General features: G+C 44.9%; 19 protein-coding genes. 8 read left to right on the top strand and 11 right to left on the bottom strand.

All coding sequences use genetic code 11. The features are described 5' to 3' along the window. Positions 1-5: 5 nt before the first annotated feature. Together AAAA78_RS10225 and AAAA78_RS10220 are read left to right on the top strand one after the other, a co-directional pair. Complete coding sequence (locus tag AAAA78_RS10225) at positions 6-1,982, top strand: hypothetical protein (RefSeq protein WP_340591930.1); 1,977 nt, start codon at positions 6-8, stop codon at positions 1,980-1,982. Further along, on the top strand, positions 1,982-2,782 hold the full coding sequence (locus AAAA78_RS10220) for a glycerophosphodiester phosphodiesterase (protein WP_340591929.1): 801 nt from the start codon (positions 1,982-1,984) through the stop codon (positions 2,780-2,782). Before AAAA78_RS10225 ends, AAAA78_RS10220 begins: the two co-directional genes overlap by 1 nt. On the opposite strand, the gene AAAA78_RS10215 is transcribed toward AAAA78_RS10220, so the two are convergent. The 3 genes from AAAA78_RS10215 to AAAA78_RS10205 form a co-directional block, all read right to left on the bottom strand. Beyond that, positions 2,739-3,767, bottom strand: coding sequence for an alkane 1-monooxygenase (locus tag AAAA78_RS10215; RefSeq protein WP_340591928.1), 1,029 nt, complete (start codon positions 3,765-3,767; stop codon positions 2,739-2,741). The genes AAAA78_RS10220 and AAAA78_RS10215 overlap by 44 nt on opposite strands. A gap of 49 nt (positions 3,768-3,816) precedes the next feature. After that, a complete protein-coding gene (gene tatA, locus AAAA78_RS10210) occupies positions 3,817-4,059 on the bottom strand; it encodes a twin-arginine translocase TatA/TatE family subunit (RefSeq protein ID WP_295900514.1) in 243 nt (80 codons plus the stop codon). A gap of 85 nt (positions 4,060-4,144) precedes the next feature. Then, positions 4,145-4,627, bottom strand: a complete 483-nt coding sequence (locus AAAA78_RS10205; protein WP_340591927.1) for a hypothetical protein — start codon at positions 4,625-4,627, stop codon at positions 4,145-4,147. Positions 4,628-4,815: 188 nt separating this feature from the next. Here AAAA78_RS10205 and AAAA78_RS10200 point away from each other — a divergent pair, with 188 nt between their 5' ends. After that, complete coding sequence (locus AAAA78_RS10200; protein ID WP_340591926.1) at positions 4,816-5,739, top strand: TIGR02285 family protein; 924 nt, start codon at positions 4,816-4,818, stop codon at positions 5,737-5,739. Here AAAA78_RS10200 and AAAA78_RS10195 read toward each other — a convergent pair. The 6 genes from AAAA78_RS10195 to sohB are packed head-to-tail and all read right to left on the bottom strand — an operon-like array spanning position 5,711 to position 12,716. Beyond that, a complete protein-coding gene (locus tag AAAA78_RS10195; RefSeq protein WP_340591925.1) occupies positions 5,711-6,931 on the bottom strand; it encodes an ABC transporter permease in 1,221 nt (406 codons plus the stop codon). The two genes, AAAA78_RS10200 and AAAA78_RS10195, sit on opposite strands and share 29 nt — an antisense overlap. A 9-nt stretch (positions 6,932-6,940) precedes the next feature. Continuing rightward, on the bottom strand, positions 6,941-7,912 hold the full coding sequence (locus AAAA78_RS10190) for an ABC transporter permease (protein ID WP_340591924.1): 972 nt from the start codon (positions 7,910-7,912) through the stop codon (positions 6,941-6,943). Positions 7,913-7,956: 44 nt separating this feature from the next. Further along, positions 7,957-9,648 carry a peptide ABC transporter substrate-binding protein gene (locus AAAA78_RS10185; protein ID WP_340591923.1) on the bottom strand — a complete coding sequence of 564 codons (1,692 nt, stop codon included), beginning with the start codon at positions 9,646-9,648 and terminating at the stop codon, positions 7,957-7,959. A gap of 30 nt (positions 9,649-9,678) precedes the next feature. Further along, positions 9,679-10,701: an ABC transporter ATP-binding protein gene (locus tag AAAA78_RS10180; protein WP_340591922.1), complete on the bottom strand. Its 1,023-nt coding sequence runs from the start codon at positions 10,699-10,701 to the stop codon at positions 9,679-9,681. A gap of 17 nt (positions 10,702-10,718) precedes the next feature. Further along, positions 10,719-11,684: an ABC transporter ATP-binding protein gene (locus tag AAAA78_RS10175; RefSeq protein ID WP_340591921.1), complete on the bottom strand. Its 966-nt coding sequence runs from the start codon at positions 11,682-11,684 to the stop codon at positions 10,719-10,721. Positions 11,685-11,696: 12 nt separating this feature from the next. Beyond that, on the bottom strand, positions 11,697-12,716 hold the full coding sequence (gene sohB, locus AAAA78_RS10170; protein WP_340591920.1) for a protease SohB: 1,020 nt from the start codon (positions 12,714-12,716) through the stop codon (positions 11,697-11,699). A 107-nt stretch (positions 12,717-12,823) separates the two neighbouring features. Between sohB and AAAA78_RS10165 the strand changes: the two genes are divergently transcribed. Next, complete coding sequence (locus AAAA78_RS10165) at positions 12,824-13,585, top strand: hypothetical protein (RefSeq protein ID WP_340591919.1); 762 nt, start codon at positions 12,824-12,826, stop codon at positions 13,583-13,585. Here the strand turns inward: AAAA78_RS10165 and AAAA78_RS10160 are convergent. After that, positions 13,582-14,295, bottom strand: coding sequence for a VC0807 family protein (locus AAAA78_RS10160; RefSeq protein ID WP_340591918.1), 714 nt, complete (start codon positions 14,293-14,295; stop codon positions 13,582-13,584). The genes AAAA78_RS10165 and AAAA78_RS10160 overlap by 4 nt on opposite strands. Before the next feature lie 63 nt (positions 14,296-14,358). Here AAAA78_RS10160 and mutM point away from each other — a divergent pair, with 63 nt between their 5' ends. From mutM to AAAA78_RS10140, 4 genes are all read left to right on the top strand, one after another. Then, on the top strand, positions 14,359-15,171 hold the full coding sequence (gene mutM, locus AAAA78_RS10155; RefSeq protein WP_340591917.1) for a bifunctional DNA-formamidopyrimidine glycosylase/DNA-(apurinic or apyrimidinic site) lyase: 813 nt from the start codon (positions 14,359-14,361) through the stop codon (positions 15,169-15,171). A gap of 60 nt (positions 15,172-15,231) precedes the next feature. Then, positions 15,232-15,507 (top strand): acylneuraminate cytidylyltransferase, encoded by a 276-nt coding sequence (locus AAAA78_RS10150; protein ID WP_340591916.1) that lies wholly within the window; start codon positions 15,232-15,234, stop codon positions 15,505-15,507. Between the two features lie 262 nt (positions 15,508-15,769). Then, complete coding sequence (locus tag AAAA78_RS10145) at positions 15,770-18,223, top strand: acyl-CoA dehydrogenase (RefSeq protein ID WP_340591915.1); 2,454 nt, start codon at positions 15,770-15,772, stop codon at positions 18,221-18,223. Positions 18,224-18,361: 138 nt separating this feature from the next. Next, positions 18,362-19,192: an alkaline phosphatase family protein gene (locus tag AAAA78_RS10140; RefSeq protein ID WP_340591914.1), complete on the top strand. Its 831-nt coding sequence runs from the start codon at positions 18,362-18,364 to the stop codon at positions 19,190-19,192. 20 nt (positions 19,193-19,212) lie between these two features. Here the strand turns inward: AAAA78_RS10140 and AAAA78_RS10135 are convergent, their stop codons facing one another. Then, entirely contained in the window at positions 19,213-19,686 is a 474-nt protein-coding gene (locus tag AAAA78_RS10135) for a GyrI-like domain-containing protein (RefSeq protein WP_340591913.1), read from the bottom strand. Position 19,687 lies beyond the last annotated feature (1 nt).

The raw sequence follows: 19,687 nt of genomic DNA, 5'->3' as shown, positions 1-19,687 counted from the left end.
AAACCATGGACTCGCGCAAACGCTCATCATCAGCATCTTCAGATAAACATCTTATTGCAGAACAACCGGGAATGGTGATTCTCCTTTCCGGTCTTATCTTGTCGTTCTTTTTAGGGTACACGGCGAAATCTCTTTTATCTCCTGCGCGAGTTTTTGCTCAGATCGAAAAAGCGGCAAGTCACATTCACAAAGACGTTAAAGTTAATTTTGCTTCCGCGCAGTTTAGTATGAGTGACGGCATTTTGCCTCGCTTTGCTGTGATCATTTCCCAAGTGCGTATGGAATCTTCACAGAAGTGTTGGGCGGCTCCCATCTTGGAAGTGGACGAGTTGCGTTTGCCGATTTCTATCTTAAACGCGCTTCGTGGAGGAACACCTATTCAAAATATCGAAGCGAACAACGTCAAACTTGTTCTGCGTGAAGATTTTAAAAATTGCGATGTTCAAGAAGAAGAAAAAAAAGCGGACAACAAACCGGCTCCCTTGGTAACACTGTCTCCGTCTGAACAATCGCAAAAATATCAAAACGACGTGCGCGGTATTCGTGTGCAGAAGTTAGAAATTTCTTCTGAAAAATATCCCCAATATCACTCTGAACTTTTAAATTTCGTAGCCAAAGTAAAATCTTTTGAACCTAAAGTGATTGAGGTCACGGCCAAAACGCATCTTCTTAAAGATGCTCAAGTTGGAGATTATCTTTCTCACGCTAATCTTTACGTTCAATATAAAGAATCTCCTGAAGCCACAATTCAATCTCACTTTTTCGGAAACTGGCGTGAAGGTCATTACAGTATTATTGCCAACTACACGATAGATGAACAGCTGTTGGCGATCGAAACAGATTTGAAACACATTCCTCTGAGTCAAATCCTCACGATTATGCAAAAGTATGGCTTGGCTTCCAAAGATCTTAACGGCCGCCAAGTATGGATTTCCTCTAAAGCGCGCCTGGTGGCTCCGTTAGACAAAGTGCGCACGTCTCCGATTGAAGTGCGCGATATGCGTCTTGAAGGAGATTTAGGAGAGATGCGTGTGGATCGCATCGATATCTCTTCGGTAGAGCCCCTTCGCTATTCTCCTATTGTTGTCGATGTAAAAAAGCTCGATATCGGGAAATTACTGGTTTTGTTAAATCGTCCGAAGAACACGAGCATGCTAGGCGAACTCGGTGTGTTTACCGGACGAGCCGAAATTGTTTCAGATCAAAAAATGAAAATGACAGGCGAACATTCAGGTTTGCAATTTGTTTTTTCAAACAAAGGCCAGCGTGAAGTGCAAGTCATTGAACACATGGTTGGGGACATTGATCTGCAAGACAATGATTGGAATTTTCACATCAAACGTGTCGAACCCAGAGCAGGAACATTCATCGGTGATGTGAAAATGAAAGCCGATCGGGATTTCCAAGATATCGAAGTGAAAACGCGTGTGGATGAAGTCGTGCTGGACCCGGCGGTGCAAAAGTTGATGACAAACGGCGGGGATATCGGACTTTTGAGTCTTGATGGTGATGTCAAAATTAAAAAAGGTCAGATGTCTTATCTAAAAGGTCTTCTTCGTGTCGATAGTATGAATGTTGAAGGCTTAAGCTTTGAAAAAACAAAAGCGTCCGTCGATTGGGCTCAAGGTGAAGTCGTTCTTAATGCGCAAGTGAAATCCTTGGTCGTGGTTCCAGGATCACCGGGAGCCGATGTTTTAAAACAAGTGACAGAACCTGTTTGGTGGAATGGTGGAAAGTTAACTCTCAACTCTTTGACCGGTCAGTTTCATTTAAAGAAATCTCAAGAACTTTCCTGGAAAAACTTTCAAGGGCAAATTGGAAAAACCGGACGTTTGTTGACGGACGGTTCTTGGGATGAAGACGGAGATCTTAAGGGCAGTGTGCTTGCCAAAGAAGGTAAGAGACATAGAAAGTGGTTTATAGATGGGGACCGTGAAAATCCTCAGTTCCTTGAAGACTCCGCGAAAACAATGAGGAAATAATGCTTTTTCTTTTCGTTGTCTTAATCATGGCTGCGTTTTTAATTTATCGCCATTTTACCTGGAGATCGCTGCCATGGCCGCAAGGTGCTTTAATGCCTCCAAGCTATCAAGGACATCGCGGCTATTGGAAGGGCGGAGCGCAGGAAAACACGATGGCCTCTTTTGAAGCTGCGAAAGCGCGCGGTCTTAAAATGGTGGAGATGGATGTTCGTCTTTCCAAGGATCTAGTGCCTGTGGTTTTCCATGATGCTGATTTAAAGCGTCTTGCCGGAAGAGGGAAGTTCGTCAGCGAATGCACGGCCGCTGAATTGCGAGTGTGGGCCCAAGCGCCCACACTTGAAGAAGTTCTTTTATCTACCGATATTCCAAAATATCTTAACGTTGAATTAAAAACGAATTCAGTCTTTGATGGACGCTTGGAAGAAAAAGTGTCTGCCGTTATCAAAAAGCATGAAGCAGAAAAACGCATTTTGTTTTCAAGCTTTAATCCTCTCTCCTTGTGGAGACTGAGCCGTCATTTACCTCAGGTGCCGCGCGCTCTTTTAGCCACCTTGGAAGAAGAACCTGAAAATAAAATCTATCTGCGCCAGATGTGGTTGGCGCCGTATGTGAAAGTCCATGTTTTGCATTTGGACTATCACTATGTCGATATCAAATCGCTGCAAAAATGGAAAAGCAGAAAAATTCCTGTGTCTTTGTGGACCGTAAACGATGCTGATCTTGCAAAACAATATCTAGAAGCAGGGGCTTTAAGTATTATTTCGGATTCTCTTGGGGAAGTCGCGGATTCATCACACTAAAATAAAGTGGCGGCACGAAGGCAATCAGCGCCATCACAGAATAACCGTAAGGCAATTTCATAGCGTCGTCTTGTTCGTGCAACTCATTGAAAGACAGAGTCGCTTTTAAGTGGTGATGCGAATGATAACCTAAATTGATCAAGGCATAATTTGTAAAAGCCTGATAGCTATCCCACGAATGTTTCGCTTTCACACCTTCATAAAGACCGTCGGAATTCTTCTTGCGCACAAGTCCGTAGTGCTCAATGTAGTCGACGGTTTGTAATAGCAGAATGGCAACAAAGCTTTGGCCCATCCAGAAAAACAAAGCCTGCGTTCCGTAAAGAGCATAGACCGAAAGAGTGATGAAGATCTGCAAAAGCCCCCAGCCGACAACACGATTTTTAAAAACATGCCAAAAACTTTTTTGGCGAAGGCGGCGATGCTCAATAAAAAAACTTTCCCAAAGGCCTTTGAAGTAAGACCGTACAAAATAAAAATATATCCATTCATTCTTGCGGGCCGTTGCCGGGTCTTCTAGAGTGCCGACGTTTTTATGATGTCCAAAAACGTGCTCAACTCCATAGTGCGAAAAGTTCACTAAAGAAAGAAGTCCGAAACCTAATTGCTGCAATTCTTTTTCTTTACGATGAACAAGTTCGTGAGCGGTATTAATTCCCAAAAGTCCCATGATCGTTCCAAAAGAAAGCATAAGACCTACGAGCTCATAAGAAGAAGCTTTCAAAGAACTAAGTATTCCGACAAAACCAAACACACATAAAAATGGCAAAGCAGAAATCAGCAAAACCAACGACCACAAAGAGGTCGGTCTTTGCTCAGGCACTTTTTTATTTTTAAGAAGAAGATTGTCGATCAGAGGATGAAAAACAAAAACACCGGCGGCTCCCAAAAAAGTCCAAGGACCTCCCAAAGCAGCACCGATCACGGCAAGAACCGCGAAAAAGTAGGGCAGTGAATAACGGGAATAAAAAAGAAATGCCTTCATGGTGTTAAGTTAAGTGTAACTCTAATTCCACGAAGGCAGAAAGATCTAATTACGAACGTTGTGTTTCGTTTTGCTTTTGGCTCACAGTTTGTTGCTGTTGTTGCTGATGGCTTACTTGCTGACGGTTGTCTTGAATGTCTTTTGGATCTACGTCGATTTCGTTCAAACCTTGTTTGAAGCCGCGGATGGCTTTACCCAAACCTTGACCCAATTGTGGTAGACGGCTTGGACCAAAAAAGATCAAAGCGATGATAGCAAGAAGTAAAATATGCGTTAGGCTAAACTCACCCATGGGGTTCCTCCCAGATTCTTTAAGTCTACACTTTTTAGACCTGTCTGGGAGGAAAATCAACGAGAAGGCTGGGATTTAATGCAGGTTATTCAGTCGGCATCTCGATAATTTCGACTTGGTCAGCATCGGCCGCCTCTTTTTCGAGTCCCGAGGCTTCCTCAGACCCTACGGCAACGACTTTGGTTCCTTCTGAGACAGTTTGTACTGGAGCGGCCTCTGACGCCATAGGGGATTTTCCTGGAAGCTCTTTCGCAATTCCTTTTACTGGTCGCGGAGCTTGAACCTCTTTAACCGTAGGCGCTATAGCGTGTTTAGAGGCCTTTTTTGCAGCACCTGTGTTCATTTTTTTGAGCTCTTTGTCGTACTTCGCTTTAAGGTCCGAAAGTTCCTTTTGATAGTTTTTTCGGATTTCTTCGACTTGGTTATTACGAGCTTCGGTAATGCAGGAAGAATAAGTCTGCATCGCCATTTCTTTAGCTTGTGCACGGCAAGTCAATTCCGCCGATGTCTGAGTAAAGGCATTCGCAGTAAATAAGATCGTCGCAAAAAATGAAAGTATCGTTTTCATGTGAAACCCCGTTCGACCTCCATATAACAAGATCCGTGCCGTGTTTAATGCGAATCAAGGACCTTTCATTGTTAAGGAACAGGTGTTTTTTACACAGATGGACAGACTTTTGCCGCCGGCGTCCTTACAAATAACATAATGGAGAGAAACCAAAAGCGGAGTAAATTAAGTATCGAAAGAGGCCACAGATGAAAGTTTGGAGTCTTCTTATCGTTACTTTGTTTATCGTGAATCTCGTCAGAGCCCAGGATCTTTTCGTGAAAAAAGAAGCGAAAATGACGATCCCTTGGGCTGTTGCTGACTGGTCGCCTTATTATATTTTGAAAGGTCCACAAAAAGGCGAAGGCCGAATGGACCGCCTTAAAAAAGTCATTGCAGAACGACTTCCTAATTATCAATTCAGCGATGTCTATGCTGATATGCCGCGCGCGGTGGAGCTTTGGAAGTTAAATAAAAATATTTGCTCAGGTTCAGCCTTAATAACTCCAGAGCGAGAAAAATGGGCGTACTTCACAGCCCTTGGTTTTCAGGTGCCACATGAATATGTCTTCGTCACTTCGAAAGCAGATATCTACTCTGAAACTTCCGATCATCCTTCGTTGAAAGATCTATTAGAAAAGAAAAATCTCTCGGCCATTTTTACAGAAAATAGATCTTACGGTCCGGCCATTGACTTAATGTTGAAACAAAAATCAAAAACCAACCCGGGAATTCATCAATTGAGAACCAGCGAAGGCTATATGTCTCTTCTTAAGATGGTGCACAAGGGACGCTATGACTACACGATTGAATACGAACCCGTCGTGCGCGATTTCAATGAAAGCATCTATCCGGAAAAGCCGCTCTTTTATAAACCTTTAAAAGAAGTTTATCCTTCAACCGTTCTTTACTTTGCATGCACGAAAAATGCGTGGGGTAAGAAGGTGATCACACAAGTGGATCAGGCCTTGCAGAAAGCCGCCAATAGCAAAGAATATCAAAATGCGGTGGAGTCGTGGTTGGATGTTGAAACAGTGAAAAGAAACCGCAAGGCTCTGGAGAATTTTTATCATCGCAGAGCCCAAGGACCGTGGAACACGGCGGTTAGCGGCGGATCGCTTTCGGATCAATAGCGTCTTGAAGACCATCGCCCAAATAGTTAAAACTGATTGTCGTCAGCAAAATCAAAACACCAGGAAGAATTGCTAAGAACGGAGCTTGGTAAATCAACTCTTGCGCGTTGTTAAGCATGTTTCCCCAGCTTGGCGTCGGGGGCATGATACCCAGACCCAAGAAACTTAAAGCCGCTTCAAACAGAATAGACTCGCCGACGCCCAAAGTGATTGACACCAACATCGGTGCAATCACGTTTGGAAACATATGGCGAACGATAATAGTACTATCTTTCGCGCCCAGGGTGCGAGCTGCTAAAACGAATTCTCTTTCGCGAATTGAAAGAATACTTCCGCGCACAAGGCGAGCTACGGTCATCCAAGAAAAGATACACAAGATGATGACCATCTTAAAGATACTTTCGTTGGATGTGCTGACAATGGCTTTCAGCCAAGGAATTTTTGTCAAATCAATCGCGGCCATCACAATCAAAACTGGAATGGTTGGCAAGGATATAAGTGCATCGGTCACACGCATAAGAACGGTGTCAATAATTCCACCATAGAATCCTGCAACACTTCCGATCAACAAACCGATCAAAGCAGAGGCAATAGCAACAAGAACACCTACACCCATAGAAACGCGAGTTCCATAAACAAGGCGGATGAAAACGTCACGACCTAGTTCGTCCGTTCCAAACAGATGGAAAGTTTCAAAGTTTTTAAACATGGAGATCACACTGGAAGCTTCAGGAATATTCAAAGCCTGAAGAGCACTGATGGCTTCTTTGATATCACGAGCTGTCAGATCATAAATTGCATCAGCTTCCGCAACAGTCACAAGGCCTTTTTCAACCAGAGCTTTTTGAACTTTGTCTGCGGCTTCAGGATTAGCAACGATGAACTTTTCAACATCCGTTTCACGCACATCCTGGCCGGCTTGTGCCGTCGTCATAGGTGCCAAATAGCGATTTGCTACGTTTTGTGCGTCAGGATCTAGACCTGTGATGCTTTGGATTTGGCCGGCGAAAATAGAAACCAACATAAAGATCGAGATGATCACAGCGCCGACAACGGCTAGTTTGTGCTCAACGAATTGAGTTAAAACCATCTTCCACATGGGTTGTGCTTTTTCAATCTCAGCACGATCCTTTGCAGACAGGGAGGTTGTATCAATTTCTAAATCGTTCATTGTCATTTCATTTGAACTCATACGCACCCTCTATTGATAAGAAATGCGTGGATCAGCAAATCCATACGCGATATCGGCAACAAGATTCATTAAAAGAACCATGCTGACAGAGATAACAAAAGAAATCATCGCGACGTTGTAGTCGTTCCCGATGATAGAGTCATAAACAAGTTTACCGACACCCTGGTAAGCGAATACGGTTTCAGTCAGGATGGCTCCCGAAAAAAGACCCGAGAAGCTTAACGCTAAGATCGTAATAAGTGGAATTAAAGCATTGCGGAAACCGTGTTTCCAAATCACCACGCTGCGAGAAAGGCCTTTGGCGCGCGCCGTGCGAATGAAATCATTGCGCATAGCTTCGAGCATCGCCGAGCGAGTGAAACGAGAAAAACGTCCGATTTGCTGAATAGAAAGACTTAAAACAGGCAAAACCAAATAGATCGAACGATCCATCATGTCAGCCCAGAATCCCATCGGTTCGCCTCCGATAGTTTGTGTTCCTCCCGCAGGAAGAATCGGAATTTTAACGGCGAAGATAATAATCAAAACGATCGCAAGCCAGAAAGAAGGAATCGAAATCCCCGCAAACGAGAACAGGTTCATAAAATAATCCATGCGGCTTCCCGGTTTAAGAGCCGAGATGATTCCGAGTGGAATGGCAAGCAGAATGGAAAGTCCCAAAGAGATAAATGAAAGAAGGAACGTGTTCCACAAACGAGGGCCCATGAGTTCTTGCACGGGCACTCGGTAAGTACGGCTGTAACCAAGATCACCTTGGCCGATCGAAGTGACCCAGTTGAAGTATCTTTTATAGACCGGTTGATCCAGTCCGTACAAAGACTTCAAACGAGCCACGTCTTCTGCTGTGATCTTCGGATTTGAAGCGACCATCATGTCTACAGGGTCACCTGGCATTAAGCTCATCAAATAGAAACACACGTAAGATAGGATCACTATCACAGCGAGTGTTTGCAAAATGCGGCGAGTGATAAATGTAGTCATGAAGGTTCCTCCGGCGGGAGTTTAAACCCGCCATGCAAAAATCGTTAGTTCAAAACCCAGTCTTCTACGTTGTTTGTTTCGTAGAACTGGTGGCCAGACATTTTGTAGTTCTTCAAATTCTTTGGAGTCACAGAAATGTCAGAGCGGTAGTAAAGCGGCAATACAGGAACGTCGTTCGTGTAAGCTTTCAAGATGTCGTGAACCAAGTCCGCGCGTTTTTTCGCGTTGAATTCTAGATCCAAAGCATCCAAGTTTTTATCTACTTGAGCATTGTTCCAACCATGGAAGTTCTGTCCAGACCAACCATTTGAAGAATTTGGAATCGCCTTAGAAGACACTGTTGAGCGTGGGCTGTTTTCAGGAGAAGAAACCCATGCAAACAATGAAAGACCTTCGAACTTACGTTTTGTCATTGTCTCGCCAAAGAAAACGCGGGCAGGTTCGTTCTTCACAAGAACTTCGATACCGGCTTGTTTCCATTGGTTTTGCAAATAAACTTGCACAAGCTCACGAGTTTTGTTGCCCGCTGTTGTTTGGAACGTCAAAGAAAGACGTTTACCATCCTTAGAACGGTAACCATCAGCTCCCATTTTCCAGCCAGCTTCATCCAAAAGTTTGCCCGCTTCACGCTTAGAGTAACGGTACAAAGTCACGATTTTAGGATCTGCTGTGTACCAAGGATCTTTTGGAGATACATTGTGAATTGCGACTTGTTGTTTGCCTTCAAAAAGCGCTTTGACAAGGTCATCACGGTTGATGCTGTAAAGAAGAGCTTTACGAACGCGAACGTCTTTTAAGATCGGGTTGTCCAACTTAAGATCGATGTGTTCATAAGTTACAGACGGAACAAAGTGAACATCGTAAGGAAGATTTTCAGATTTTGTTTTTTTATCGAAAGCCAAAGCCTGGTCGAAATCAAGACCTAGAACAGAAATCATATCGATTGTTCCAGAGCGCAGGTTCGCTTCCAAAGTTCCTGTATTAGGAATCAACTTTACGATGATTTTTTTGATGTTCGGTTGCTTACCGTAGAAGTTTGCATTTGGAGCAAACGCCACGTGAGATCCCAATTTCACTTCAGAGATCACGTAAGGACCGTTGTACAATCCAGGATTGGTTGGATTGCGAACGTAGTTAGAGTTCTTTTCGTAGCCCTCTTTTTGTTTTCCGTATTTATCGAAAACAGGTTTTTCCAAGTGAGTTGGAATAGGGAAGAACTGAGCAAGTTGGTAGAAGTCCCATTTTGCTTTGTCGTATTTGAAAGTACATTTCTTTGGATTTTTCGCGTCGATTTCAATTTTTTCGACTTGAGTCCACTGTTCTTTTTCACCCACGCTCACAGTCGGGCTGATCGCGATATCGTGAGCTGTGATGAAGTCCTGGCAGATAACAGGTTTTCCGTCACCCCATTTTGCGTTCTCAAGAATTTCCCAAGTCGCAACGATCTTCTTTTTGCCGCCATCTTCAACGATTTTAGCCGTGCCCTTGTCCAAAGAAGGAATTTCTTTAGCCAATTGAGCCACCCATTTACCTTCTGGAGTCAGGTTCACAAGTGAACGGCCTACCAGACGATACATGTAAGCCGAAGCTGACATCGTCATGATAAGAGGGTTCATAGTTTCAAATTCTTGAGAGATACCGATTTTAAGTTCGGCATTTGTCGGCGCAGCGATCGCTTGAGTCGCAAAACCCAAACCTGTCACCAACATGAGTCCTTTCGCAAACTTATTCAACATACGTTCTCCTTGTTGAGTAATTAAGTTTCTTTATTCGTTATTTGTAGCTGCTTCAGCCTTCGCGCTTAGCGCTGCGGCACTGCCCGCGTCCGCGGCGAGCCAGCACGCTTTTTTATGCGCGCCAGTTCCGTCCAATGTCGGAGTCTGAGACGCACAGATGTCCATCTTATGCGGGCAGCGCGGATGGAAAGCACAACCCGATGGCGGGTTGATAGGGCTTGGCACTTCGCCACTCAAAGATTTTTTCATCTTTTTCTTACCCTGACCCACACGTGGAATCGCTCCGATGAGTGCCTGCGTATAAGGATGTTGCGGATTTCTGAAAAGCTCATCGCGCTCTGCGATCTCCACGATTTTTCCAAGATACATGACGGCGATACGATCGCACGTGTGTTCAATCACAGAAAGATCATGGGAGATAAAGACATAAGTCAGTTTTAATTTTTCTTGAAGATCTTTAAGAAGATTCAAAATCTGCGCTTGGATGGAAACGTCCAAAGCACTGACGGGCTCGTCACAAATAATCAATTCAGGATTCAGAGCAATCGCGCGCGCAATGCTGATACGCTGGCGTTGACCGCCGGAAAATTCATGCGGGTAGCGATTCACGTGCGCTTTTCTTAAACCCACAAGTTCAATCAATTCCAAAACACGTTGATTGCGTTCAGCAACACTGCCAACGCCGTGAATGTCCATCGGCTGACGAATGATTTGGCCGACAGTCATGCGGGGATCCAAAGACGCATACGGGTCTTGGAAAATCATCTGCATGTTTTTACGCTTCTTGCGAAGAGCTTCACCTTTAAGACTCAAGAAATCTTGGCCGTCAAAGTCGATGGCTCCCGCAGTCGGTTCGTAAAGGCGAATCAGCGTGCGACCCAAGGTGGATTTACCACAACCGGATTCTCCGACGAGGCCCAGAGTTTCTCCTTTGCGCACAACTAAAGAAACGTCATCAACAGCTTTCACGCTGGCCACTTCGCGAAGAAGAAGACCTTTGCGAATGGGGAAGTGCTTTTTTACATTTTTTGCTTCAAGAATGATTTCACTCATTTGATTTTCCCCAGTGCTTAAAGCGGATTGAAGCAAGCCACAGTGTGACCTGGTTTGATTTCATTCAAAGGCGGTTTGTGATGAGTGCAATCCGCTTTCGCGCGAGTGCATCGGTTTACAAACGGACAACCTTTTGGAAGTTCAAAAGGAGCCGGAACACTGCCTTCAATAGTTGTCAGACGTTTTACACGCTCACCAAATTTAGGACGAGAAGAAATCAACGCCGCCGTGTAAGGGTGACGGGGATTTAAGAACAACTCTTGTGTGTCGGCTTGTTCGCAAGTTTGGCCGCCGTACATCACCATCACTTTGTCAGAGATCTCAGAGATAACTCCCAGATCATGCGTGATGAATTGCACTGTCATATTGAATTTTTCTTGAAGGTTTTGGATAAGTTCCAAAATCTGCGCTTGGATTGTGACATCTAAAGCTGTCGTTGGCTCATCCGCGATCAAAAAAGTCGGATCGCAAGAAAGAGCCATCGCGATCATCGCTCTTTGTCTCATACCGCCGGAAAGTTGGTGAGGGTAGGACTCGTAGCGTTCTTCAGGAGAAGGGATGCCCACCAGGCGAAGCATTTCAATAGCGCGTTCGCGAGATTCTTTCGGAGAGCATTTTTTATGCTTCATGATCTGTTCATCCATCTGATAGCCGATGGTCAAAACAGGATTAAGAGCTGTCATAGGCTCTTGGAAGATCATCGCCATTTCACCGCCGCGAACTTCTTCCATGTCATTTTCAGAAATCTTTAAAAGATCGCGACCGTTTAAAAGAACCTGACCGTTGGAGATCTTCCCCGGTTTTTCGATGAGGCGCATCAAGGAATACGACGTCACTGACTTGCCGCATCCAGATTCGCCCACGATTCCTAAAGTCTGACCGCGATCAATTTTATAACTGACATTGTTCACAGCGCGCACAGGGCCCGCATTGGTTTGAAATGTCGTCTCAAGATTTTTTACTTCAAGTACTGGTGTTTGCACTCTACGTCCTTATTAAAGAAAACGTCGCGTTTCAAGTTCTTCTATAATGGAAAGGCTTCCTTTTTTAAAAGCCTTTCCGATAATTCCTGTGAGTTTATCACTTAAACTTTCATGATGTTCGTATTTTACTTTAACTATTTGGTGCTTTTCTGAAAGTCCTAAAAGGTAATCATCGCTCGTGCGGATTTCATCAACCAAACCTTTGCCGAGAGCTTGTTCTCCGTACCAGTATTCGCCCGTCGCCACTTCCGCCAGATTCATATTGGGACGGAATTTATGAACGAAATTCTTAAAGAGAACGTGAGTATCCTCAAGTTGTTCTTTAAATTTTTCTTCGCCTTTAGGTGTGATCTCGCCAAGCAAGCTCACTGTGCGTTTGTATTCGCCAGCTGTGTACTCTTTGTAATCGACGTCGAATTTTTTCAGCGCACGGTGCACGTTCGGAACTTGCGCCACGACACCGATAGATCCCACGATCGCAAAAGGAGCACTGAGAATTTTGTTCGCAGTCACAGACATCAAGTAACCACCGCTGGCAGCGACCTTATCTACGCACACAGTGAGAGGAATGCCTTTTTCACGAACACGCAAAAGTTGTGAGGCTGCAAGGCCATAACCATGAACCATGCCGCCCGGGCTTTCTACACGGACGACAACTTCATCGTGCGGTGTCGCCGTTGTCAGAATAGCCGTGATCTCTTCACGCAGGTTTTCAACAGCAGACGCTTTGATATCGCCCTCGAAATCCACCAGGAAGATTTTCTTTTCGTGATCACGCGACTCTTTGTCTTGAGCTTTGCGTTCTTCTTTTAGTTTTTTCTTAAGATCTTTGCGCTCATTCTTTGTCAAAGTTTGTGATTTAAGAAGATTGCGGAAGCGTTTGTATTTTTTGTGCAAAAGTTCGATTTGAAGTTCACTCTTGTCGCCAGCTCTGGAGGCCAACATTGCAATAGTGATAATCACCGCCAAAATGGCGAAGAGAATTAGAAACGTTTGTGCTGCGAATATCCCGATGCTTTGCAAGGCGTCCATAGTGCTCCTTAAAACAGGGGTTTAAGTTATTCAGGAATTAGCCAAAGGTCGAGCATCTTTTTTGTTTGCTCAAAAAAAAGCGAAAGCATTGGTAGACTGGGGCCAGAATGATTCTTTCACGGTATTTGCAAGCCACTTACGCCGCTCTTTTTTTCACTCTTCTGAGTTCGCCAGCGCATGCGCAGAACTCGGAAATGAACCGTCTTTCTGGTTTTGCTCAGCATCAAAAAAATCAAAATCAGTTTGAAGAAGCCCGCGCCAAAGGGGAGAGAGCCTATCTCGAAGAAGAAGAGCAGTGGGAGAATCAAAAAAATCGCGACTTGGAAGGTTATAAAAAAGATAAGAAGAGAGAATCCATGAGCGAAGAAGGCCCTGAAGCAAAAGCTGACGCGGCCGACAAAAAGAAGTACGAAGAGGCTCAAGAGGCTGAACGCAAAGCGTACGCCGAGAGAAAAAACAAAGACGAAAAGATCAATCGTCTTGCTGAGCACCTGCCAACAGAAGAACAAGAGCTCGGACTTGAAGAGCTAAGACCTCGTTACGAATACCGCAAACGCGCTCTTTTTGGGGCGCAACCCAAATACGGAAAATTGCCGGGAAGCACTGGGTCTTCATCAGGAGGAAGTTCTTTTGGTGGAGGTTCCGGTTCTTCATTCCCGCCGCCACCTACATTTGATGATTTCGGAGACGGTGGCTACGTGCCTGCCCCGAATATGTCCGACGATTTCGGTGATGTTCCACCACCGCCGCCGCCTCCACCACCACCGCCATTTGGAGGCGATGACTTTGGAGGATTCGGGGGAGGAAGTGATTTCCCACCTCCACCACCGCCGCCGCCACCATTCGGAGACGACGGAGGAGACTTCTAAGATTCCTTTAGAAGTTCTTCCGTTGAAAGACCGGCGTATTGTTTGATTCCTCGCATGAGGTACCAGAAGATTCCCAATAAAAACAAAATAGAAGGAACCATGATGATCGCCATTGACCAAGTCGTCATCGTGGCGATTTGGTCGTTAAGCACTAAGGACTGAGCTTCCGGCGAAAGAGTCGTATCAATATTAATAAAGATTCTTCTCGCCAAAACAAAATTGCAAACCGCACTAAACACGAATGAAAGAGACAACCACAATGTAGCTTTTCTCATGTGCTCGTGAAATTCCGCCTGTTTTCCATGTTCCGCCAAGCGTTGCTCTAAAAGATCTACTTTCATTACGGACGGATTTAAAAAGAGCGTCTCAATAAAAGGACGCTTCGTGAAGGCAGAACCAAAAACAAAAAGACCTACAAGAGTCGGGAAAGCCGCTTCTTTGACTGCAAACCAAAAACCGTGCAAGCCGAGAAGAGCCAAGCCTCCAGTTAAAAGCACATTCAGTAGACCCAACGCTGAAAACGCATTGGCTTTTTTTCTTTTCACTAAATCGTAAGCCCCATATCCCAAAGGAAATGCGAGCGCGAGTAGCAACGCCGCCAAAGGGCCGATAAATTTACTTAATTTATTTAAAATTAAAACGGGTAAAACGATATTAAAAATCAGATTTAAGAGACCGTTTTCTTGTTGAGGGGCGTTCTTTTCAGTCATCCTAGCATCCTGGTGAAACTCCTGATAAAATGCAAGCCTGCGCTGTGCGTAGAGAGGTGAAATATGCCCGAGTTGCCAGAGGTAGAGGTCGTCCGTCGCGGCCTTGAAGATATTTTGAAAGATCAGCCGACTCTTAAAAAAGTAGAGTTGAAGCGACCTGATTTGCGCGAACCGATTCCTGCCAAAAAAATCAGCACGCTTGTCGGAGAGAAACTTCTTTCCGTTGAAAGACGGGCAAAGTACCTGCTCTTGTGGACAAAAAAAGGAGCGATGCTCTCTCATCTGGGGATGACAGGGACATGGCGGGTCGCACCTCCCGGTGATGAGCGATTGCATGATCATATCTATCTGCATTTCTCTGGCGGACTTCGTTTGGCGTACCGAGATCCTCGTCGTTTTGGTTATTTTGACTTCGTTCAAAATCCTCTGGAACATCCGAAATTAAAGGCGTTGGGGCCAGAACCCTTAAGTTCTCAATTCACCGGCAAAGAGCTTTGGGAAAGTCTGCGTGGTAAAGAAGTTGCTATAAAAATAGCCATCATGGATCAAAAGATTGTGGTGGGTGTTGGAAATATCTATGCGAGTGAGGCGCTTTTTGCTGCCGGGATAAAGCCGACATTACCTTCATATAAGTTGACGCGGGAACGAGCGGACATCTTGGCAAAAGAGATTAAAAAAATTTTAACTCGATCCATTGAGCATGGGGGTTCGTCGATCAGTGACTTCGCTCAAGCGTCCGGGGAGAGTGGATATTTTCAGACGACTTTTCGGGTTTATGATCGTGCCGGAGAAGAATGTGTGACCTGTGGGCAACAGGTGAAATCGAAAGTTTTAGGCGGACGAAATACCTTCTGGTGTTCGCGTTGCCAAAAATAATTTTAAAAATTCGTTTGTCAAGAGGCCGCAATTTTGTGTAACTTGGTCCTTAGTCGAGTTTTGAAAACAAAAAATGCGTTAAGCATTAATTTATTAAATGAAGGGACAACAACAATGAAAGCTATCGTTATCGCGGCTTTGCTAGCACTTTCTTTCACAACTGGTTTCACTTGCTCTAAAAACCAACCTGCTGAGCAAGCACCTGCTACAACTGAAACTGCACCTGCAACTACTACTGAAGCAGCTCCAGCTGAAGGTACTCCTGCAGCTACTACTGAAGCAGCTCCTGCAACTACAGAAGCAGCTCCTGCAGCACCTGCTGGCGAAACTAAGTAATTAGATCCTGAAAAGGACTAACGAACTTAAGTTCAGTAACGAAAGCCCTCGAAAGAGGGCTTTTGCTTTTTGTGATCAGCTCAGCGAACGTCCTAACGTTCGGCCTCCTACATAAATCTCCACTCGAGCATTAACATAATTTGCCGAATGAAAAGGACTCTTTCTCACGTTTTTTCTTATATATAGACGTGGATCCGAAATTCTTGCACATGCTCACATTAAAGAGTCTAATTATGGGTGTATTTGATAAAGGAGATACATCGTGGATTCTTTCAACTCTTTATATGGATATTTTTTAGAGAGCTGCACATGGGCCTGGGTACTTGGTTCCATCGTCCTCTTGTTGTTTGTCGGTTTCTTCAGCAGTCCGCTGATCGTGTGGACAATTGCTGTAGCAGCGATTCTGTTTGGATTCGCGGCACCGATGTGGTTGTGGATCGTCTTTGCAGTTCTTGCTGTGATCTTCAACATTGCGCCTCTTCGCGCGGCTCTTGTGACTTCGGGTGTATTTGCGATCTTTAAGAAGTTTGAATTCTTGCCGAAAATCTCCGACACAGAAAAAGCGGCATTGGATGCCGGCGTTGTGTGGATTGAAAAAGATCTTTTCTCCGGAAAACCAAACTTTACAAACTTGATGAACGAAGTTTATCCAAATCTGACTCCAGAAGAAAAAGCGTTCATGGATGGCCCGGTGGAAACCCTGTGCTCTATGATCGACCACTGGGATATCTACAAGACAAAAGAAATTCCTGAAGACATCTGGAACTACATCAGAAAAGAAAAATTCTTGGGAATGATTGTTCCTAAGGAATACGGTGGTCTTGGCTTCTCCGCTCTTTGCCACTCTGAAGTGATTATGAAAATCTCTTCTCGCTCTTTGGCGGTGGCGATTCAAGTAATGGTGCCAAACTCTTTGGGTCCTGCCGAGCTTCTGGCTCACTACGGAACTGACGCTCAGAAAAAACATTGGTTGCCACGTCTTGCAGACGGAACTGAAATCCCATGCTTTGGTTTGACAGAGCCAACTGCGGGGTCTGATGCGGGTTCAATCACTTCTTCTGGTGTTCTTTTCAAAGACACAGATGGAAAAATCAAAATCAAATTGAATTGGAACAAACGTTGGATCACATTGGCGGCGATTTCGTCTGTGATCGGTTTGGCCTTCCGTCTTCGCGATCCAGAAAATCTTTTGGGTAAAGGTGAGGATCTTGGAATTACTTGTGCGTTGATCCCTTCAAAAACGCCAGGCGTTGTTTTGGGCCGCCGTCATGATCCACTCAACACTCCTTTCTACAACTGTCCGACACAAGGTAAAGACGTTATCGTCGACGCTGAAGAAGCGATCGTCGGTGGTATCGCTGGTGCTGGTCGCGGTTGGATGATGTTGATGGAGTGTTTGGCAGCAGGTCGCGGTATCTCTTTGCCAGCTCAAGCCACAGGGGGCGCGAAACTCATCACTCGCGTGACTTCAGCTCATGCGGTTGTTCGCCGTCAGTTCGGTGTTTCTATCGGTAAGTTTGAAGGTGTTGAAGAGCCATTGGCTCGCATCGGTGCTTCAACGTACACATTAGAAGCTATGAGAAAATACTGCTTGGGTGCTCTTGATAAGGGGATCAAACCCGGCGTTATCACAGCGATGCAAAAATACTACGCGACAGAGATGGGCCGTAAAGGTATCAATGATGCTATGGACATCATGGGTGGTGCAGGTATCTCTATGGGACCTCGCAACTTGTTGGCCGAAATCTACATTGCAACTCCAATCGGTATTACTGTTGAAGGTGCGAATATCATGACTCGTACTTTGATCATCTTCGGTCAAGGCGCGCTTCGTTCGCATCCGTTTGCATACTCTGAAGTGAAAGCTTATGAAGCCAATGACACGAAAGCCTTCGACAAGGCGTTCTTCGGTCACATTGGTCACATCGTTCGCAATACATGCCGTGCGATCTTACTTTCATGCTCTCGCGGTTACTTGGCAGCCACTCCGGATTGCCATCCGCAAATGAAAATCTACTTCCGTCGTTTGTCTTGGACTTCAGCGACTTTCGCACTTCTTTCTGACGTGGCGATGGGCGTGTTGGGTGGTTCATTGAAAATGAGAGAAAAAATCACAGGTCGTTTTGCTGATATCTTGGCAAATATGTACATTGCGACTTCCATCCTTCGTCGTTTCGAAGCGGAAGGCCGTAAGGAAGAAGATCTTCCATTTGTTCACTACAGCTTGAAAAACTCGATGGCTGAAATCCAAAAAGGTTTCGATGGTATTTTCGACAACTTGAAAATCCCAGGTCTTCGTTGGTTCTTTAAAGGTTGGATCGGTGCTTGGTCTCGTATCAACTCTGTAGGCTCACAAGCGTCTGACGGTTGGTCTCATGCGATTGCTTCAGCAATGATGCAAGAAGGTGGCATCCGTGAACGTTTGAGCGAAGGCATCTACGTTCCTAAAGACCGCAATCAACAATTGGGCCGTCTTGAGCACGCGTTTTCTGTGTCACTCAGAGCAGAAGCGGCTGAAAAGAAAATCAAAAAAGCGATCCGCGACGGCGTTCTTCCTAAAAAGAAAACAAATCTTTTGTTGGATGAGGCTCGCAGCAAAAACATCATCACAGAAGACGAGTTGAAACTCGTTCAAGAAGCCGATGCTGTCCGCTACGACGCGATCCTGGTAGACGACTTCTCCGAAGAGCAATACCACGCCAACAAAGTTCTTTAGAAGGTACGCCGTACCTTTTTGAATTGCACTGCGCAAAGACAGGGCTGGAGAAATCCGGCCCTTTTTTATTGTCATCGCTTTTTGCCCTTTCTTTTAACGTCAAAGGGGAGTAGCTAGTGAGACATAAAAGGGGCCTTTATGAAAAAGCTCGTCCTTTGTTTCCTGTTGCTAGCGTTCTCGTTTCAAGCCGAAGCTTCTTCCGGCGGTCGTTTTAAAAAAGTTCTTATCATTGTCCTGGAAAATACGGATTACGCCGAGGCCTTGAAGCAGCCTTTCTTGCAGAAGTTGACTCGTCAGGGAGCTTTGCTCACACGGATGAACGGAGTCACTCATCCTTCGCAGGGAAACTATATTGCTCTTCTTGGCGGCGATACCATGCAAGTGGCAAACGACGATCCCGTGAATATTAAAGGAACAAACCTTGTCGATCTTCTTGAAGCTCGCGGATATTCTTGGAAGGGTTATATCGAAGATTATCCCGGGAATTGTTTTACGGGGCCAACAAAAGGTCGTTATGCTCGTAAGCACAATCCTTTTATTAGTTTCACTGATATTGCACAGAATCCTTCACGGTGCGCCAATATCGTCGATACGAAGGCCTTCGAAAAAGATGCAGTGGCAGGGACGTTGCCATCATTCGCTCTTTACGCTCCGAACTTAGACGATGATGGCCATGACACGGGAATTGGATTTGCTTCCAACTGGTTGCAGAAAAATTTTGAAAGCAAGTTTTCAGATCCTCAATTTATGAAAGATCTTTTGGTCGTCATTACTTTTGATGAATCCAAAACTCGCAGTGGAAATCTGATCTATACAGCACTCTTAGGTGATTCTGTCATTCCAGGTTCTTCAACAAATCAAACACTCACACACATCGATTTAATGCGCATGATTGAAGACGAATTCCAGTTGGGAACTCTGGGCCGTAAAGACGGTGCAGCTCAAGGTCCCGAAGGAATTTGGAAGTAACATAATCGTTTGAAGGGGAGTTAGCCTTTAACTCCCACGTAAACATCGACAATAGCATTATTCGGATCTTGTGCTTTTTCTCCATAGACTTCAAAGTCCGTTTTGAAAAGACGCTGGCCTTTGAGTTCGGTCCAAATTTGAGCCCAGGTTTCTGGTACGACCACGTAAGGAAGTCCTTTTTTTGTGACGTATTTTTTGTAAGAACCCGCCAGAATTTTTTTCGCAACAAGGCCCGCTGGAATTGAATTGAAATTTGGGACTTTGTAGCCAAGAAAATAATCGTACTTACCTGTTTCATCGCTTTCGTAATTAGAATAAACGGCGAAAATATCATGGCTTTCGGCATGAGGGATTTTTCCCTTAAGATCTTCCTTGAAGATTCTTTCCCACATTTTCGCAATCTGTCCCTGTCCTGTGGCACTTGTCATTTCAGTTTTATTGTCAGTCCTAGTTTCAAAGCCAACAAGATAGAATTCTTTTTCCGTGACGAGCATA

This window comes from Bdellovibrio sp. BCCA, assembly GCF_037996825.1.
Classification (GTDB): Bacteria; Bdellovibrionota; Bdellovibrionia; order Bdellovibrionales; family Bdellovibrionaceae; genus Bdellovibrio.
Note: the sequence above shows the minus strand (reverse complement) of the source record. Positions and strands in the feature narration are given on the sequence as shown.

Coding starts and splice junctions, on each gene's coding strand:
- AAAA78_RS10225 (WP_340591930.1), top strand. CDS start 6: ATGGACTCGCGCAAACGCTCATCATCAGCATCTTCAGATAAACATCTT.
- AAAA78_RS10220 (WP_340591929.1), top strand. CDS start 1,982: ATGCTTTTTCTTTTCGTTGTCTTAATCATGGCTGCGTTTTTAATTTAT.
- AAAA78_RS10215 (WP_340591928.1), bottom strand. CDS start 3,767: ATGAAGGCATTTCTTTTTTATTCCCGTTATTCACTGCCCTACTTTTTC.
- tatA (WP_295900514.1), bottom strand. CDS start 4,059: ATGGGTGAGTTTAGCCTAACGCATATTTTACTTCTTGCTATCATCGCT.
- AAAA78_RS10205 (WP_340591927.1), bottom strand. CDS start 4,627: ATGAAAACGATACTTTCATTTTTTGCGACGATCTTATTTACTGCGAAT.
- AAAA78_RS10200 (WP_340591926.1), top strand. CDS start 4,816: ATGAAAGTTTGGAGTCTTCTTATCGTTACTTTGTTTATCGTGAATCTC.
- AAAA78_RS10195 (WP_340591925.1), bottom strand. CDS start 6,931: ATGAGTTCAAATGAAATGACAATGAACGATTTAGAAATTGATACAACC.
- AAAA78_RS10190 (WP_340591924.1), bottom strand. CDS start 7,912: ATGACTACATTTATCACTCGCCGCATTTTGCAAACACTCGCTGTGATA.
- AAAA78_RS10185 (WP_340591923.1), bottom strand. CDS start 9,648: ATGTTGAATAAGTTTGCGAAAGGACTCATGTTGGTGACAGGTTTGGGT.
- AAAA78_RS10180 (WP_340591922.1), bottom strand. CDS start 10,701: ATGAGTGAAATCATTCTTGAAGCAAAAAATGTAAAAAAGCACTTCCCC.
- sohB (WP_340591920.1), bottom strand. CDS start 12,716: ATGGACGCCTTGCAAAGCATCGGGATATTCGCAGCACAAACGTTTCTA.
- AAAA78_RS10165 (WP_340591919.1), top strand. CDS start 12,824: ATGATTCTTTCACGGTATTTGCAAGCCACTTACGCCGCTCTTTTTTTC.
- AAAA78_RS10160 (WP_340591918.1), bottom strand. CDS start 14,295: ATGACTGAAAAGAACGCCCCTCAACAAGAAAACGGTCTCTTAAATCTG.
- mutM (WP_340591917.1), top strand. CDS start 14,359: ATGCCCGAGTTGCCAGAGGTAGAGGTCGTCCGTCGCGGCCTTGAAGAT.
- AAAA78_RS10140 (WP_340591914.1), top strand. CDS start 18,362: ATGAAAAAGCTCGTCCTTTGTTTCCTGTTGCTAGCGTTCTCGTTTCAA.
- AAAA78_RS10135 (WP_340591913.1), bottom strand. CDS start 19,686: ATGCTCGTCACGGAAAAAGAATTCTATCTTGTTGGCTTTGAAACTAGG.